The 15,341-nt window shown below is 68.2% G+C and carries 24 protein-coding genes; 23 read left to right on the forward strand and 1 reads right to left on the reverse strand.

The genetic code is table 11. The features are described from left to right. Positions 1-3 precede the first annotated feature (3 nt). The 19 genes from rplX (at position 4) to truA (ending at position 12,163) form a co-directional block, all read left to right on the forward strand. Entirely contained in the window at positions 4-363 is a 360-nt protein-coding gene (gene rplX, locus ACTJI1_RS02700; RefSeq protein WP_090035914.1) for a 50S ribosomal protein L24, read from the forward strand. Continuing rightward, complete coding sequence (gene rplE / locus ACTJI1_RS02705) at positions 363-950, forward strand: 50S ribosomal protein L5 (RefSeq protein ID WP_310130952.1); 588 nt, start codon at positions 363-365, stop codon at positions 948-950. Before rplX ends, rplE begins: the two co-directional genes overlap by 1 nt. 100 nt (positions 951-1,050) lie before the next feature. Further along, positions 1,051-1,449: a 30S ribosomal protein S8 gene (rpsH, locus tag ACTJI1_RS02710; RefSeq protein WP_310130950.1), complete on the forward strand. Its 399-nt coding sequence runs from the start codon at positions 1,051-1,053 to the stop codon at positions 1,447-1,449. 6 nt (positions 1,450-1,455) lie between these two features. Next, entirely contained in the window at positions 1,456-1,992 is a 537-nt protein-coding gene (gene rplF / locus ACTJI1_RS02715) for a 50S ribosomal protein L6 (RefSeq protein ID WP_310130948.1), read from the forward strand. A 2-nt stretch (positions 1,993-1,994) separates the two neighbouring features. Then, a complete protein-coding gene (rplR, locus tag ACTJI1_RS02720; RefSeq protein ID WP_310130946.1) occupies positions 1,995-2,366 on the forward strand; it encodes a 50S ribosomal protein L18 in 372 nt (123 codons plus the stop codon). Beyond that, entirely contained in the window at positions 2,363-3,076 is a 714-nt protein-coding gene (gene rpsE / locus ACTJI1_RS02725) for a 30S ribosomal protein S5 (RefSeq protein WP_310130943.1), read from the forward strand. The genes rplR and rpsE overlap by 4 nt, the downstream gene beginning before the upstream one ends. After that, positions 3,076-3,261 (forward strand): 50S ribosomal protein L30, encoded by a 186-nt coding sequence (rpmD, locus tag ACTJI1_RS02730; RefSeq protein ID WP_018191951.1) that lies wholly within the window; start codon positions 3,076-3,078, stop codon positions 3,259-3,261. Before rpsE ends, rpmD begins: the two co-directional genes overlap by 1 nt. Beyond that, complete coding sequence (gene rplO / locus ACTJI1_RS02735) at positions 3,261-3,950, forward strand: 50S ribosomal protein L15 (protein ID WP_440741457.1); 690 nt, start codon at positions 3,261-3,263, stop codon at positions 3,948-3,950. Before rpmD ends, rplO begins: the two co-directional genes overlap by 1 nt. Positions 3,951-4,026: 76 nt before the next feature. Beyond that, positions 4,027-5,349 carry a preprotein translocase subunit SecY gene (gene secY / locus ACTJI1_RS02740; protein WP_115697821.1) on the forward strand — a complete coding sequence of 441 codons (1,323 nt, stop codon included), beginning with the start codon at positions 4,027-4,029 and terminating at the stop codon, positions 5,347-5,349. Further along, positions 5,346-5,960 carry an adenylate kinase gene (locus ACTJI1_RS02745; protein ID WP_310130936.1) on the forward strand — a complete coding sequence of 205 codons (615 nt, stop codon included), beginning with the start codon at positions 5,346-5,348 and terminating at the stop codon, positions 5,958-5,960. The genes secY and ACTJI1_RS02745 overlap by 4 nt, the downstream gene beginning before the upstream one ends. Before the next feature lie 2 nt (positions 5,961-5,962). Beyond that, positions 5,963-6,793 (forward strand): type I methionyl aminopeptidase, encoded by an 831-nt coding sequence (gene map / locus ACTJI1_RS02750; protein ID WP_440741458.1) that lies wholly within the window; start codon positions 5,963-5,965, stop codon positions 6,791-6,793. Between the two features lie 179 nt (positions 6,794-6,972). After that, positions 6,973-7,194 (forward strand): translation initiation factor IF-1, encoded by a 222-nt coding sequence (gene infA, locus ACTJI1_RS02755; RefSeq protein WP_011186713.1) that lies wholly within the window; start codon positions 6,973-6,975, stop codon positions 7,192-7,194. Between the two features lie 82 nt (positions 7,195-7,276). Beyond that, positions 7,277-7,390, forward strand: coding sequence for a 50S ribosomal protein L36 (rpmJ, locus tag ACTJI1_RS02760; protein ID WP_011186712.1), 114 nt, complete (start codon positions 7,277-7,279; stop codon positions 7,388-7,390). Positions 7,391-7,539: 149 nt separating this feature from the next. Next, positions 7,540-7,914: a 30S ribosomal protein S13 gene (gene rpsM, locus ACTJI1_RS02765; RefSeq protein ID WP_018191945.1), complete on the forward strand. Its 375-nt coding sequence runs from the start codon at positions 7,540-7,542 to the stop codon at positions 7,912-7,914. A gap of 38 nt (positions 7,915-7,952) precedes the next feature. Further along, on the forward strand, positions 7,953-8,351 hold the full coding sequence (gene rpsK, locus ACTJI1_RS02770) for a 30S ribosomal protein S11 (RefSeq protein WP_018191944.1): 399 nt from the start codon (positions 7,953-7,955) through the stop codon (positions 8,349-8,351). A gap of 121 nt (positions 8,352-8,472) precedes the next feature. Continuing rightward, positions 8,473-9,471 (forward strand): DNA-directed RNA polymerase subunit alpha, encoded by a 999-nt coding sequence (locus ACTJI1_RS02775; protein WP_018191943.1) that lies wholly within the window; start codon positions 8,473-8,475, stop codon positions 9,469-9,471. A 54-nt stretch (positions 9,472-9,525) separates the two neighbouring features. Then, on the forward strand, positions 9,526-10,098 hold the full coding sequence (gene rplQ / locus ACTJI1_RS02780) for a 50S ribosomal protein L17 (protein WP_440741459.1): 573 nt from the start codon (positions 9,526-9,528) through the stop codon (positions 10,096-10,098). 165 nt (positions 10,099-10,263) lie between these two features. Further along, entirely contained in the window at positions 10,264-11,289 is a 1,026-nt protein-coding gene (locus ACTJI1_RS02785) for an N-acetyltransferase family protein (RefSeq protein WP_440741460.1), read from the forward strand. Then, a complete protein-coding gene (gene truA / locus ACTJI1_RS02790) occupies positions 11,279-12,163 on the forward strand; it encodes a tRNA pseudouridine(38-40) synthase TruA (RefSeq protein WP_440741461.1) in 885 nt (294 codons plus the stop codon). Before ACTJI1_RS02785 ends, truA begins: the two co-directional genes overlap by 11 nt. 23 nt (positions 12,164-12,186) lie before the next feature. On the opposite strand, the gene ACTJI1_RS02795 is transcribed toward truA, so the two are convergent. Further along, a complete protein-coding gene (locus ACTJI1_RS02795) occupies positions 12,187-13,026 on the reverse strand; it encodes a helix-turn-helix transcriptional regulator (RefSeq protein WP_440741462.1) in 840 nt (279 codons plus the stop codon). A gap of 105 nt (positions 13,027-13,131) precedes the next feature. On the opposite strand from ACTJI1_RS02795, the gene ACTJI1_RS02800 reads away from it, so the two are divergent. From ACTJI1_RS02800 to ACTJI1_RS02815, 4 genes are all read left to right on the forward strand, one after another. Then, positions 13,132-14,070 (forward strand): SDR family oxidoreductase, encoded by a 939-nt coding sequence (locus tag ACTJI1_RS02800; protein WP_440741463.1) that lies wholly within the window; start codon positions 13,132-13,134, stop codon positions 14,068-14,070. A gap of 170 nt (positions 14,071-14,240) precedes the next feature. Further along, the gene (gene rplM / locus ACTJI1_RS02805; protein ID WP_310130916.1) at positions 14,241-14,687 is read left to right on the forward strand and encodes a 50S ribosomal protein L13; all 447 of its coding nucleotides are present in this window, start codon (positions 14,241-14,243) and stop codon (positions 14,685-14,687) included. 51 nt (positions 14,688-14,738) lie between these two features. Then, complete coding sequence (gene rpsI / locus ACTJI1_RS02810) at positions 14,739-15,236, forward strand: 30S ribosomal protein S9 (protein ID WP_310130914.1); 498 nt, start codon at positions 14,739-14,741, stop codon at positions 15,234-15,236. Positions 15,237-15,263: 27 nt separating this feature from the next. Continuing rightward, positions 15,264-15,341: hypothetical protein (locus ACTJI1_RS02815; protein WP_440742168.1), on the forward strand; the 78-nt coding region annotated here is incomplete at its 3' end.

Raw genomic sequence — 15,341 nt, forward strand, 5'->3', positions numbered from 1 at the left:
CCCATGGCGAACATCAAGAAGGGCGACCTGGTCCAGGTCATCTCGGGCCGCTCGCAGGCCCGCGGTGGTGACCGTGGCAAGCAGGGTCGCGTCATCGAGGTTCTCGTCGAGCAGAACCGCGTCATCGTCGAGGGCGTCAACTTCGTGACCAAGCACGTGCGCGTCGGCCAGACGCAGCGTGGCACGAAGACCGGCGGCATCGAGACCCACGAGGCCCCGATCCACGTCTCGAACGTGGCGCTGGTCGACCCCGAGAGCAAGAAGCCGACCCGCGTCGGCTTCCGCGAAGAGAGCGTCACGAAGGACGGCGTCACCAAGACGGTCCGCGTTCGTTACGCCAAGAAGTCTGGTAAGGACCTGTAATGACCGACACTGCAACCGCTGCTGGCAAAATCCAGCCGCGCCTGAAGCAGAAGTACAAGAACGAGATCTCCAAGCAGCTCCAGGGGGACTTCGGCTTCACCAACGTGCACCAGGTGCCCGGTCTGGTGAAGATCGTCGTCAACATGGGTGTCGGCGAGGCGGCTCGTGACGGCAAGGTGATCGACGGTGCGGTCAACGACCTCACCCTGATCACCGGCCAGAAGCCTCAGGTCACCAAGGCCCGCAAGTCCATCGCGCAGTTCAAACTGCGCGAGGGCCAGCCGATCGGTGCGCACGTCACGCTGCGCGGCGACCGCATGTGGGAGTTCCTCGACCGCCTGCTCTCCCTCGCGCTTCCGCGTATCCGCGACTTCCGCGGCCTCAGCGACAAGCAGTTCGACGGGAACGGCAACTACACGTTCGGTCTCACGGAGCAGTCGATGTTCCACGAGATCAACCAGGACCGCATCGACCGCGTCCGCGGCATGGACATCACCGTGGTGACCACTGCCAAGAACGACGACGAGGGCCGCGCGCTGCTGAAGCAGCTCGGCTTCCCGTTCCGTTCGAGCGACGCGGCCAACTAGGCCCACCTGCGGGCCGGCCGGCCTGGCCGGCCCGCTTCCACCACAGGTCGTCAGTCGTGTAACGGCTGAACGAAACCTGGTGACCAAAGGAAACACCGAAATGACCATGACAGATCCGGTCGCAGACATGCTGACCAGACTGCGCAACGCGAACTCGGCTCACCACGACACCGTGTCGATGCCGCACTCGAAGCTCAAGGCCCACATCGCCGAGATCCTCACCAACGAGGGCTACATCTCCGGCTGGGAGGTCACCGACGCCCGCGTCGGCAAGACCCTGACCCTGAACCTCAAGTTCGGTCCGGACCGCGAGCGTTCCATCGCCGGTATCAAGCGCGTGTCGAAGCCCGGCCTCCGCGTCTACGCGAAGTCCACGGAGCTCCCCACGGTGCTCGGCGGCCTCGGCATCGCCATCCTGTCCACCTCCTCCGGTCTGCTCACGGACCGTCAGGCTGAGAAGAAGGGCGTGGGTGGGGAAGTCCTCGCCTACGTGTGGTAATCCGCCATGTCGCGTATTGGAAGACTGCCCATCGACGTCCCCGCCGGGGTCGATGTGAAGATCGACGGCCAGGCCGTCACCGTCAAGGGTCCGAAGGGTGAGCTGAGCCTCACCGTCGCGAACCCGATCGAGGTCAAGCTCGAGGAGAACCAGGTCCTCGTGACCCGTCCGGACGACGAGCGCGAGTCGCGTTCGCTGCACGGCCTCACCCGCACCCTCATCAACAACCAGATCATCGGCGTCACCCAGGGCTACTCCAAGGGCCTGGAGATCGTCGGCACCGGTTACCGCGTCGTGCAGAAGGGTGCGGCCGTCGAGTTCGCGCTCGGCTTCTCGCACCCGGTGACCGTGGAGCCGCCGGCCGGCATCACGTTCACGGTCGAGGGCAACAACCGCCTCACCGTGGCCGGGATCGACAAGCAGGCCGTCGGCGAGGTCGCCGCGAACATCCGCAAGATCCGCAAGCCCGAGCCGTACAAGGGCAAGGGCGTGCGCTACGCCGGCGAGGTCGTTCGTCGCAAGGCCGGAAAGGCTGGTAAGTAATCATGGCTCTGGGTACCAGAGGAAAGAGCAAGGCGGCCGCTCGCGACCGCCGTCACACCCGCCTTCGCAAGAAGATCGAGGGCACCGCGGTCCGTCCGCGCCTGGTCGTCACCCGTTCGGCCCGCCACGTCTTCGTGCAGGTCGTCGACGACGCGAAGGGCCACACGCTGGCCTCGGCGTCGACCATGGAGGCCGACCTCCGCACGTTCGACGGTGACAAGACCGCCAAGGCCCGCAAGGTCGGCGAGCTCGTCGCCGAGCGCGCGAAGAGCGCCGGGGTCGAGGCCGTCGTGTTCGACCGTGGTGGCAGCAAGTACGCGGGTCGCGTCGCCGCTGTCGCCGAGGGAGCTCGAGAGGGTGGACTGAACCTGTGAGCGACGCAAACAACAAGGAGCAGACCGTGGCCGATCAGGTAACGGACAGCACGCAGCCGGTCGAGACCGCTGCGGGCACCGACAACAACACCCGGAGCGAGCGCGAGCCGCGCCGCGGTGGCCGCGAGCGCAACCCCAACCGCGACCGTGGCAGCCGTGACGCCGACAAGAGCCAGTTCCTGGAGCGCGTCGTCACCATCAACCGCGTCTCGAAGGTCGTGAAGGGTGGTCGTCGCTTCAGCTTCACCGCTCTCGTGGTCGTCGGCGACGGCAACGGCCTGGTGGGCGTCGGCTACGGCAAGGCCCGTGAGGTGCCGCTGGCGATCTCGAAGGGCGTCGAGGAGGCGAAGAAGAACTTCTTCCGCGTCCCGCGCGTCGGCAACACCATCCCGCACCCGGTGCAGGGTGAGGCCGCCGCCGGCGTCGTCCTCCTGCGTCCGGCCGCCGCCGGTACCGGTGTCATCGCCGGTGGTCCGGTGCGCGCCGTGCTCGAGTGCGCGGGCATCCACGACGTCCTGAGCAAGTCGCTCGGCTCGTCGAACACGATCAACATCGTGCACGCGACCGTCGAGGCGCTGAAGCAGCTCGAGGAGCCCCGTGCCGTCGCTGCCCGCCGTGGCCTCGACTACGACCAGGTCGCCCCGGCGCGCCTGCTTCGCACTGAGGCAGCGCTGGCCGAGGCCGCCGCGACCGCTAAGGCAGGTGCCTGATGGCTGCGCGTCTGAAGATCACGCAGATCAAGTCGAAAGTGAGCGAGAAGCAGTACCAGCGCGACACGCTGCGCAGTCTGGGACTGAAGCGCATCGGTGACGTCGTCGTCCGCGAGGACAACCCGCAGAACCGCGGGTACGTCAACACCGTCGCTCACCTGGTGAAGGTTGAGGAGATCGACTAATGGCTGACGACAAGGCCACCACTGAGGCCGCCGAGAAGCCGGCCACCAAGAAGCCCGCGACCAAGGCCGCGAGCACGAAGGCTGCCGCCGACAAGCCGGCCGCCGAGAAGACCAGCACCGCGAAGAAGGCTCCGGCCAAGAAGACGACGGCTTCCGCCGCCGACAAGGCCGCCGCCTCGACGAAGGACGACACGGTGTCCGCAAAGCCGGCCGCCAAGGCGTCGGCCAAGAAGGACGTCGCGGAGCCCCGCGAGCAGGTCCTGAAGGTGCACCACCTCCGTCCCGCCGCCGGCGCCAAGAAGGACAAGACCCGCGTCGGACGCGGTGAGGGTTCGAAGGGTAAGACGGCCGGCCGCGGTACCAAGGGCACCAAGGCGCGTTACCAGGTCCGGCCCGGTTTCCAGGGCGGCCAGCTTCCGCTGCACATGCGTGCGCCGAAGCTGCGCGGCTTCAAGAACCCGTTCCGGGTCGAGTACCAGGTCGTGAACCTGGAGAAGCTCGCCGAGCTGTACCCGTCCGGCGGTGACGTCACCGTCGCGGACCTCGTCGCCAAGGGCGCCGTTCGCAAGAACGAGAAGGTCAAGGTTCTCGGCAACGGGGACATTGCGGTTAAGCTGAACGTTGCGGTCGACAAGGTCTCCGGCTCTGCCGAGCAGAAGATCGTCGCCGCTGGTGGCTCCGTCCAGTAGCCACCCGAACAGCAGTCGAGTCGGGTGGCCGGGAGACCGGCCACCCGACTGACTCTTAGGAAAGCAGGACGCAGGTTTGTTTAGCGCCGTTGCGCGGATCTTCCGCACCCCGGATCTTCGCCGGAAGATCTTCTTCACCCTGGGCATCATCGCCCTCTTCCGGTTGGGCTCCTTCATCCCTGCGCCGTTCGTCGACTTCGGTAACGTCCAGACCTGTCTGAACGCCAACCAGGACACGTCCGGCCTCTACTCGCTGGTGAACCTGTTCTCCGGCGGCGCGCTCCTCAAGCTCTCGATCTTCGCGCTCGGCATCATGCCGTACATCACCGCGTCGATCATCGTGCAGCTGCTGCGCGTGGTCATCCCGCGCTTCGAGACCCTCTACAAGGAGGGCCAGGCGGGCCAGGCCAAGCTGACGCAGTACACGCGCTACCTCACCATCGCGCTGGGCGTCCTGCAGTCCACCACCCTCATCACCGTCGCCCGCAGCGGCGCACTGTTCGGCACCACCGCCGTCTCGCAGTGCACGCAGCTCATCACGGACGACTCGTGGTACGCGATCATGCTGATGGTCATCACGATGACCGCCGGTACCGGCCTCATCATGTGGATGGGCGAGCTCGTCACCGAGCGCGGCATCGGCAACGGCATGTCGCTCCTCATCTTCACCTCGATCGCCGCGCAGTTCCCGTCCTCCCTCTGGGCGGTCGGCCAGTCGCAGGGCATCGAGATCCTCCTGGTCGTGATCGCGATCGGACTGCTCATCGTCATGGGCGTCGTCTTCGTCGAGCAGTCGCAGCGGCGCATCCCCGTGCAGTACGCGAAGCGCATGGTCGGCCGGCGGACGTACGGCGGCAACAACACGTACATCCCGATCAAGGTCAACATGGCCGGCGTCGTGCCCGTCATCTTCGCCTCGTCGCTGCTGTACCTGCCCGCCCTGATCGCGCAGTTCAACCAGCCCGCCGCGGGCAAGGCCCCGGCGCCGTGGGTGACCTGGATCACCAACTACCTGACCAAGGGCGACCACCCGCTCTACATGCTCCTGTACTTCCTCCTGATCGTGGGCTTCACGTACTTCTACGTGGCCATCACCTTCAACCCGGAGGAGGTCGCGGACAACATGAAGAAGTACGGCGGCTTCATCCCCGGCATCCGCGCGGGCCGCCCGACGGCCGAGTACCTCGACTACGTGCTCACCCGCGTGACGCTGCCCGGCTCGTTCTACCTCGGCATCATCGCGCTGATCCCATTGGTCGCCTTCGCCTTGATCGGTGCGAGCCAGAACTTCATGTTCGGCGGTACGTCCATCCTGATCATCGTCGGTGTGGGACTGGAGACGGTCAAGCAGATCGACTCCCAGCTCCAGCAGCGGCATTACGAAGGGCTTCTGCGTTGACCCGAATGCTGATCGTCGGTCCCCCCGGAGCGGGCAAAGGCACCCAGGCCGCCCGCATCACCACCGCATACGGGATCCCCGACATCTCCACGGGCGACATCTTCCGGGCCAACATCAAGAACGAGACCGAGCTCGGCAAGCAGGTCAAGGCCATCGTGGATGCGGGCGACTACGTTCCCGACAGCCTCACCAACCAGCTGGTCGCCGACCGCCTGGGCGAAGAGGATGCGGCCGGCGGCTTCCTGCTCGACGGCTACCCGCGGACGCTGGCTCAGGTCGAGTACCTGGACGAGCTGCTGGCCGGCCAGGGCGAGAAGCTCGACGCCGTCATCCAGCTGACCGCCGATCAGGACGAGATCGTGGAGCGCCTCAGCAAGCGCGCCCACGAGCAGGGCCGCGCCGACGACTCGGAGGAGGCGATCCGCCACCGCCAGCAGGTGTACCTGCGCGAGACGTCCCCGCTGATCGACGTGTACCGCGAGCGAGGTCTCCTCGTCCCCGTCGACGGCCTCGGCGGGATCGACGAGGTCGCCGAGCGCATCGCCGCGGCGCTGGCCGAGCGGGGCATCCTCCCCGTCGCCGGCGCTTCGACGGGCGAGTCCGTGGCCTGACGGTGGTCTTCAAGAAGTCGATCTACAAGACGCCCGCCCAGTTGCGCGACATGGTCGCGCCGGGGCTGGCGACCGCCGCCTCCCTCGAGAGCGTCGCCGCGGCCGTGGCGGCAGGCGTCTCGACGCTCGAGCTGGACGCGATCGCCGAGCGTGCGATCGTCGACGCCGGGGGAGCATCCAACTTCAAGCTGGAGCCGGGATACCACCACACGATCTGCGCGTCGGTCAACGACGAGGTCGTGCACGGCATCCCGAGCGGGCGCATCCTGGAACCGGGCGACATCCTCTCGGTGGACAGCGGCGCGATCCTGAACGGCTGGAACGGGGATGCGGCGCGCACGTTCGTGCTGCCGGACCCCGCGCATCCCGAGACCGTCGCCGAGCGGCAGCGACTTTCGGACGTGACCGAGCAGTCGCTCTGGCGCGGCATCGCCACGCTCGCCTCGGCCCGCTACCTCAACGAGGTGGGGGAGGCGATCGAGGACCACATCATGTCGCAGGGCGACTACGGCATCCTCACCGATTACATCGGCCACGGCATCGGCCGGCGGATGCACGAGGAGCCCCCGGTCTTCAACTACCGCGTGCGCGCGAAGGGCCCGGAGATCAAGCCCGGACTCGTCGTCGCCATCGAGCCGATGGTCGTCCTCGGCTCCCAGGAGACCTACGTCAAGGACGACGGCTGGACCGTCGCCACGGAGGACTCGTCGGCCGCAGCGCACTGGGAACACAGCGTCGCCGTGCACGCGGACGGCATCTGGGTGCTGACCGCCCGCGACGGCGGAGCGGCCGGGCTGGCGCCGTTCGGCGTGACTCCGACCCCCATCCCGTGACCCGCCGGAGCCGTCTCGACGCGGGTTCGCTCAGAGCGCGCGCAGATGATACACGCGGATTGGCGGAATCGCTCCCTTTCCCATAAGATAGATCCTTGGTGTCTTAGGCACGTTTCAGACGAGCCTTCCGCCGATCAACGCACGACCAGCAAACCACTACTTTTAGCGACAGTGAGGCTATGGCCAAAAAAGACGGTGTCATCGAGATCGAAGGATCCGTGATCGAAGCTCTGCCCAACGCGATGTTCCGCGTCGAGCTGACGAACGGTCACAAGGTTCTTGCCCACATCTCCGGCAAGATGCGCCAGCACTACATCCGCATCCTCCCCGAGGACCGCGTGATCGTGGAGCTGAGCCCCTACGATCTGACCCGCGGCCGGATCGTCTACCGCTACAAGTAAAGGTCTGCTGTAAGTAACGGCCTCGCCCAACGGGTCGCCCCGGGCGAGGTACGAGGACAGCGAACAAAGGTTAGAAACACTCATGAAGGTCAACCCCTCCGTCAAGAAGATCTGCGACAAGTGCAAGGTCATCCGTCGCAACGGCCGGGTCATGGTCATCTGCGAGAACCCGCGTCACAAGCAGCGCCAGGGCTGAGCGAACGCGGCTGAACGCAGTCACAACCGAATAGAAGAACAGGCGATCCCAGAACCCGCGTCCGGAGACGGACGCGGGGGACACCCTCGGAGGAGGCCGGGGCACCGGGATCGCTGCAGACCTCCACTCATCACAGGAGAAGCCAACACATGGCACGTCTAGCAGGCGTCGACATCCCGCGCGAGAAGCGCGTGGAGGTCGCACTCACCTACATCTACGGAGTCGGCCGCACCCGCGCCCTCCAGACTCTGCGCGAGACCGAGATCTCGGGCGACATCCGCGTCAAGGACCTGACCGACGAGCAGCTCGTCGCTCTCCGCGACTACATCGAGGGCAACTTCAAGGTGGAGGGCGACCTGCGCCGCGAGGTGGCCGCCGACATCCGCCGCAAGGTCGAGATCGGCAGCTACGAGGGCATCCGCCACCGCAAGGGCCTCCCGGTCCGCGGCCAGCGCACCAAGACCAACGCTCGTACCCGTAAGGGTCCGAAGCGCACCGTGGCCGGCAAGAAGAAGGCGCGCTAAGGCCCGCGGCCCCACGCTCTTAGGATTCAGGAGAAGAAATGGCAGCACCCAAGTCGGCCGCTCGCAAGCCGCGCAAGAAGGAAAAGAAGAACATCGCTGTGGGCCAGGCCCACATCAAGAGCACGTTCAACAACACGATCGTCTCGATCACCGACACCACCGGTGCGGTCATCAGCTGGGCCTCGTCCGGCGGCGTCGGGTTCAAGGGCTCCCGCAAGTCGACCCCGTTCGCGGCGCAGCTCGCCGCCGAGTCGGCTGCGCGTCAGGCGCAGGAGCACGGCATGAAGAAGGTCGACGTCTTCGTCAAGGGCCCGGGTTCGGGTCGCGAGACGGCGATCCGCTCCCTCCAGGCCGCAGGCCTCGAGGTCGGCTCGATCAACGACGTCACCCCGCAGGCGCACAACGGTTGCCGCCCGCCCAAGCGCCGTCGCGTCTAAGCAGTTCTCTTCAGTCCGCCGCAGGCGGCGACTCCACCGGGTCGCCGCCTGACGGCGTGACACCCCCACCTCAGTAGAAGCGAATGTCATATAGCGGACATTCAGCCGAAAGGAATCAATAGTGCTCATTGCACAGCGTCCTACGCTCACCGAAGAGAACATCTCCGAGTTCCGCTCGCGGTTCGTCATCGAGCCGCTGGAGCCCGGCTTCGGATACACCCTCGGCAACTCCCTGCGCCGCACCCTGCTCTCCTCCATCCCCGGCGCCGCGGTCACCAGCATCCGCATCGACGGTGTGCTGCACGAGTTCAGCACCGTGCCGGGCGTGAAGGAGGACGTGACCGAGATCATCCTGAACATCAAGGGTCTGGTGGTCTCGAGCGAGCACGACGAGCCGATCACCGCGTACCTCCGCAAGACGGGCGCCGGTCAGGTCACCGCCGCCGACATCTCGGCCCCGGCCGGTGTGGAGATCCACAACCCCGAGCTCGTCATCGCGACGCTCAACGACAAGGCGAAGTTCGAGGTCGAGCTGACCATCGAGCGCGGCCGCGGCTACGTTTCGGCGCAGCAGAACCGCAACGAGTACAGCGAGGCGGGCCAGATCCCGATCGACTCGATCTACTCGCCCGTCCTCAAGGTCACCTACCGCGTCGAGGCCACCCGTGCCGGTGAGCGCACCGACTTCGACCGTCTGGTCGTCGACGTGGAGACCAAGCCCGCGATCAGCCCGCGCGACGCCATCGCCTCGGCCGGCCGCACCCTGGTCGAGCTGTTCGGTCTGGCCCGCGAGCTCAACAGCGCGGCCGAGGGTATCGAGATCGGCCCGGCGCCGGTCGACGCCGTCCTCAGCTCCGAGCTGTCGATGCCGATCGAGGACCTCGACCTGTCGGTCCGCTCGTACAACTGCCTCAAGCGCGAGGGCATCAACACCGTGAGCGAGCTCGTCTCGCTGTCGGAGACGCAGCTCATGAACATCCGCAACTTCGGTCAGAAGTCGGTGGATGAGGTCAAGGACAAGCTGACGGAGATGGGCCTGTCGCTGAAGGACTCGGTCCCCGGGTTCGACGGCGCCCACTTCTACAGCGGCTACGACGAGGACGAGTCCACCACCATCTGAGGCTCGTCGTCCGACTCAGCCATCAGACCTTTTCAACACTGGAGATAACCGATCATGCCTAAGCCCACCAAGGGCCCCCGCCTCGGGGGCGGCCCGGCGCACGAGCGCCTGCTGCTCGCGAACCTGGCCGCTGCGCTCTTCACCCACAAGAGCATCAAGACCACCGAGACCAAGGCCAAGCGCCTCCGTCCCGTGGCCGAGCGCCTGATCACGTTCGCGAAGCGCGGCGACCTGCACGCCCGCCGTCGCGTGCTCGCCGTGATCAGCGACAAGTCCGTCGTGCACGAGCTCTTCACGGAGATCGCGCCGCTGGTCGCCGAGCGTGAGGGCGGCTACACCCGCATCACGAAGCTCGGCTTCCGCAAGGGCGACAACGCCCCGATGGCTCAGATCGAGCTCGTCCTCGAGCCGGTCACCCCGAAGGTGAAGTCGACCAAGACCTCCGCCGCCCCCAAGGCCGCGCCGGTCGAGGAGACCAGCACCGAGGAGACCCCCGCCGAGGAGACCCCGGTCGAGGAGACGAGCACCGAGACCGCAGCCGCCGAGGCCGAGGTCGCGGAGGACGCCACCGCCGACACCGAGGTTGCCGGCGAGTCCGACGCCGAGACCGAGGCGGAGAAGGCGTAACACCCTCCCGTTCCGAACGAAGGCCCCGCATCCCCGGATGCGGGGCCTTCGTCGTTCCGCCGGCATCGAGGGGTCGCAACACGCCGTTCTGGCCGCCGGATAACGGCGTGTTGCGACCCTTGGATGGGCGGGCGCGGGTGGGAGCCGAGGCTCTAGGGTGAAGGGATGACCGACGACACCCTGCCGCCGCTCCGCGAGCGGGTCACCGCGCCGCCGACCTACCGCCCGCAGCATCCCCTCATCGCCGACTGGCGTCCCGCCACGGCGGCGGACGTCGACGCCGTGCACGAGGTGTACCGGGCGATCGCCGTCCAGGACCACCCGAACTATGTCGCCACCCGCGAGGAGGTCGAGGAGGAGCTCGGCTACAGCTTCGTCGACCTCGAAGCCGACACGCTGCTCGCGGTCACCGCGGACGGACGCGTCGTCGCGGTCGGGGTCGTCATGGAACCGCCCCGGCAGGAGACGCTGGTGCGGGAGTTCATGAACGGCGGCGTGCATCCTGAGTTCCGGGGACAGGGGATCGGGCGCGAGCTGCTCGCCTGGCAGCGCGCCCGCGGCGAGCAGAAGCTCGCCGCCTCGGAGAAGACGCTGCCCGGCTGGCTCGTCGGCTACGCGGACCGCCGGGCGCCCGACCGTGAGCGGCTGCTGCTGGCCGGCGGGTTCGAGGTGGCGCGCTACTTCCGCACCATGGAGCGCGACCTGCGGGACCCCATCCCCGAGGTCTCGCCGACGGTGGATGTGCGGATCGTGCCGTACACGAGCGAGCTGGCCGATGCCGTCCACGTGGCGCGCGACGACGCCTTCCGCGACCACTGGGGCAGCCAGCCGCTCAGCGACGAGCAGTTCGCCGGACTGGTCTCCGGCGTCTTCGTACCCGAGCTCTCCTTCGTGGCGCTGGCGGGCGACGAGGTCGCCGGCGTGCTGCTCACCGACGTGAACGAGGACGACTGGGAGGGGCAGGGCTTCACCGGCGCGTACGTGTCGACCGTCGCGGTGACCCGGCCGTACCGGGGCCGCCGCATCGCACCGACGCTGTTGCGCAGCGTGCTCGAGGCGTGCGCCGCGCGCGGCTGGGACAAGGTGGTGCTCGATGTGGACGCCGAGAACCCGACCGGCGCGCTAGGCCTCTACACCGGGATGGGCTTCGTCACCACGCAGGCCGAGACGGGTCTGGTCCGTGCCTACTGACGCGCCAGCGCCTCGGCTGGCGCGCCGCTACCGGCTCGACATCGCGTACCAGGGAACCGACTTCAACGGCTGGGGACGTCAGCCCGGGCTGCGGACGGTGCAGGGGACGCTGGAGGACGCGCTGGCGACGATCTTCCGCCGGGCGGGGGAGCCTTCGCTGCTCACGGTCGCGGGACGCACCGACGCCGGGGTCCATGCCGTCGGCCAGGTGGCGCACATCGATCTCACCCCGGAGCAGGAGGCTGCGCTGCGCAAGCCGCACGGCAAGCGGCCGCCGCTCTCGGCGGAGGAGGCGCTGGGCCGCCGGCTCAACGGCATCCTCGGCCCGGTGTCCGACGTCGTGGTGCTCGCCGCGACCGTCGCGCCGGACGGGTTCGACGCCCGGTTCTCGGCGCTCTGGCGCCGCTACGAGTACCGGGTCGCCGACCGTCTCGCCCTGCGCGACCCGCTGCAGCGCCACCGCACGGCGTGGGTGTCGTCGGATCTCGACGTCGCCCGCATGGACATGGCCTCTCACGGGCTCCTCGGCCTGCACGACTTCGCCAGCTACTGCAAGGCGCGGGAGGGCGCGACGACCATCCGGACACTGCAGGCCTTCTCGTGGAGCAGGGATGCCGACGGGGTGCTGATCGCCGACCTGACCGCCGACGCGTTCTGCCACAGCATGGTCCGGGCATTGGTCGGCGCGTGCGTCGAGGTGGGGGAGGGCAAGCTGGAGCCGGACGCCCTGGTCGCCCTGCGCGACGAGCGCCGCCGGACCAGCGCCTTCAAGGTCATGCCCGCCCGCGGACTCACCCTGCTGGAGGTCGGCTACCCCGAGGGCGCGGAGCTGGCCCTCCGGGCGGAGAGGACCCGGGCGCTGCGGGAGCTCTAGCGTCCGATACGGCGCGCTGACCCTCAGCGCAGTGTCTGGGCCCCGATGACCGACAGCAGTCGCAGCTTCTCCGCGGACTCGCTGCCCGGGATCGCCGTGTAGACCAGCAGCGAGTGCGCGTGACCCGGGTCGACGAGCTGCTGGCAGTGGAGTTCGAGCTCCCCGACCTCCGGGTGCGCGAAATGTTTGACCTCCTTCGGCCGGAGCCCGACCTCGTGCGCCGCCCAGAGCGTCCGGAACTCGGCACTGCGGTCGAGGATGTACTCCGCCAGGGCGGCCGCTCGTGAGCCGGGGCCACGGGCCGTCACGATCTCGCGCAGGCCGGAGGCGAACATCCGGCTCAGGAAGTCGTGGTCGCGCGGCGCGTACAGACGGCGTGAGGCGGGATCGGTGAACCATCGCACCCCGAGACTGCGCTCCGGACCGCGGAGCGACGCCGTGTCGCCGGTCAGTGCCACGCCCATCCGGCTCTGCCGCAGCGTCTCTCCCAGTTCGGTCACGATCTCGGCCGGGGTGTCGTCGAGCCGGTCGAGCACGCGCAGCAGGCCGGGGCTCACGTGCTCGCTCTCGGATCCCTGCGCCGGCGGGGTGTGACCGGCGAGACGGAACAAGTGATCGCGCTCGGCGTGGGAGAGATGCAGCCCCTGTGCGATGGATGCGAGCATCTGCTCGGACGGCTGAGGACCCCGTTCCCGCTCCAGACGGGCGTAGTAGTCGACGGACATGTGGGCCAGTGCCGCCACTTCCTCGCGCCGCAGCCCGGACGTGCGGCGACGGCTGCCGCGCGGGAGACCCACGTCCTCCGGCTGCAGCAGGTCGCGCCGTGTCCGGAGGAATTCGGCGAGTCCGATGCGATCGATCACCTCTCATGTCTACCGTCTGGCGCTCTCCGTAACCACGGATCGCCGGGCCGTGGCTACGGCGGACCGGAGCGTCCAGGGTGAAGTCACCGAACGAAGGAGAACACCGTGGCACGCACGATCGACATCCACATCCCACCGCTCACCGGCAAGCGGGCCGTCGTCACGGGGGCCAGCGACGGTATGGGAACGGTCATCGCGGCACGGCTCGCCCAGGCCGGCGCGGAGGTGGTCCTGCCCGTGCGCAACCGCGCGAAGGGGGCTGCGGCGGCGGATCGGATCCGTTCGGCCGTCCCGGATGCGGACCTGGTGCTGCGCGACCTCGACCTCGCCTCGCTCGACTCGGTCGCCGCCTTCGGCGAGGGGATGCGGACGGACGGCCGCCCGGTCCACATCCTCATCAACAACGCCGGGCTGATGACGCCGCCGGAGCGCCGCACCACGGTGGACGGGTTCGAGCTGCAGTGGGGCACCAACCACCTCGGCCATGTCGCGCTCGTCGGGGCACTCTTCCCGCTGCTCCGGGACGGGCGCGCACGGGTCACCTCGCAGGTGAGCGTCGCAGCGCGCAGGGGCGCGATCGACTGGGACGACCTCGCCGGCGAGCGTCGGTACCGCGCCCAAGCGGCCTACAGCGCCTCGAAGATCGCGCTCGGCCTGTTCGGGCTCGAGCTGGACCGCCGCAGCGCCGCGGGCGGCTGGGGGATCAGCAGCAACCTCGCGCACCCCGGGGTCGCGCCGACCAACCTGCTCGCAGCGCAGCCCGGGTACGGGCGCGCGGCGGACACCGGCGCCGTCCGCCTCATCCGCCGACTGTCCGCGCGCGGCATCCTGGTCGGCACCCCGGAGACCGCCGCGCTGCCCGCGCTGCTCGCTGCGACCGGACCGGATGCGGAAGGTGGCCGGATGTACGGTCCCAGCGGACCGGGTCACCTCGGCGGGGCTCCGGCGGAGCAGACCCTGTACCCGCCGCTCCGCGATACCGTGGAGGCCGCCCGGGTGTGGGAGGTCGCCGAGCAGCAGGTGGGCCTTTCCCTCCCGGTTTGACCGGGTACTCCCGGCTCACGTAGTATTGACCTTTGGTGTCCGGGCCCCCTGCGGCCGGACGCACGAACGTGAGCCCTCCACCGGTCCGGTTCTCTCGCCATCGGCGTGCGAACCCCCAACGGAGCGGGATTCACGAACACCTCCGTTCGAGACAGAAAGCAGCCACTACTGTGACGCGCACCTATTCCCCGAAGGCAGACGAGATCCAGCGCGACTGGGTCGTCATCGACGCGACCGATGTCGTGCTCGGCCGTCTCGCCAGCCACACCGCCGCGCTGCTGCGCGGCAAGCACAAGCCGACCTTCGCTCCGCACATGGACATGGGCGACTTCGTCATCATCGTCAACGCCGACAAGGTCGCGCTGACCGGTCAGAAGGCTCTGCAGAAGAAGGCCTACCGCCACTCGGGCTACCCGGGCGGCCTCAAGGCGACCACCTACTCCGAGCTCCTCGAGAAGAACCCGATCCGCGCCGTCGAGAAGGCCGTCCGCGGCATGCTCCCGAAGAACTCCATCGGTCGCGCCCAGCTCCGCAAGCTGAAGGTCTACACCGGAAGCGAGCACCCGCACGCCGCTCAGCAGCCGAAGCAGTACACGCTCGGCCAGGTCGCCCAGTAACACCGGCGACGCAGACCTTCAGACTTCAAGAGACAAAGGATTATCACCACCGTGGCGAAGATCGCAGACAGCATCGACACTGCCCAGGCCGAGAACGTCGAGTCCTACTCGACCGAGACTCCGGCCTCTGAGGCCCCGGCCGCCCCGCGCGCCGTCCTCTCCGTCCCCGGCGCGGCCGTCGGCCGCCGCAAGGAGGCCATCGCGCGCGTGCGCCTGGTCCCGGGTTCCGGCACCCTCACGGTCAACGGCCGTGAGTTCGCGGACTACTTCCCGAACAAGCTGCACCAGCAGCTCATCACCGACCCGTTCAAGGTGCTCGACCTCGTCGGCTCCTACGACGTGGTCGCCCGCATCACCGGCGGCGGCCCCTCCGGCCAGGCGGGCGCCCTGCGCCTCGCCATCGCGCGCGCTCTCAACGAGATCGACCGCGAGAACAACCGCCCGACCCTCAAGAAGGCCGGCTTCCTGACCCGCGACGCTCGCGTCACCGAGCGCAAGAAGGCCGGTCTCAAGAAGGCCCGCAAGGCGTCGCAGTTCTCCAAGCGTTGACGCTCGCGAGCGCCTAGGCTTCGGTCCATGCCCCGCCTTTTCGGAACCGACGGCGTTCGCGGTCTCGCGAACGGCAGTCTCACCGCCGACCTGGCGCTCGGCCTT

The organism is Leifsonia sp. 22587 (genome assembly GCF_052044215.1).
In the GTDB taxonomy this organism is placed as follows: domain Bacteria; phylum Actinomycetota; class Actinomycetes; order Actinomycetales; family Microbacteriaceae; genus Leifsonia; species Leifsonia shinshuensis_C.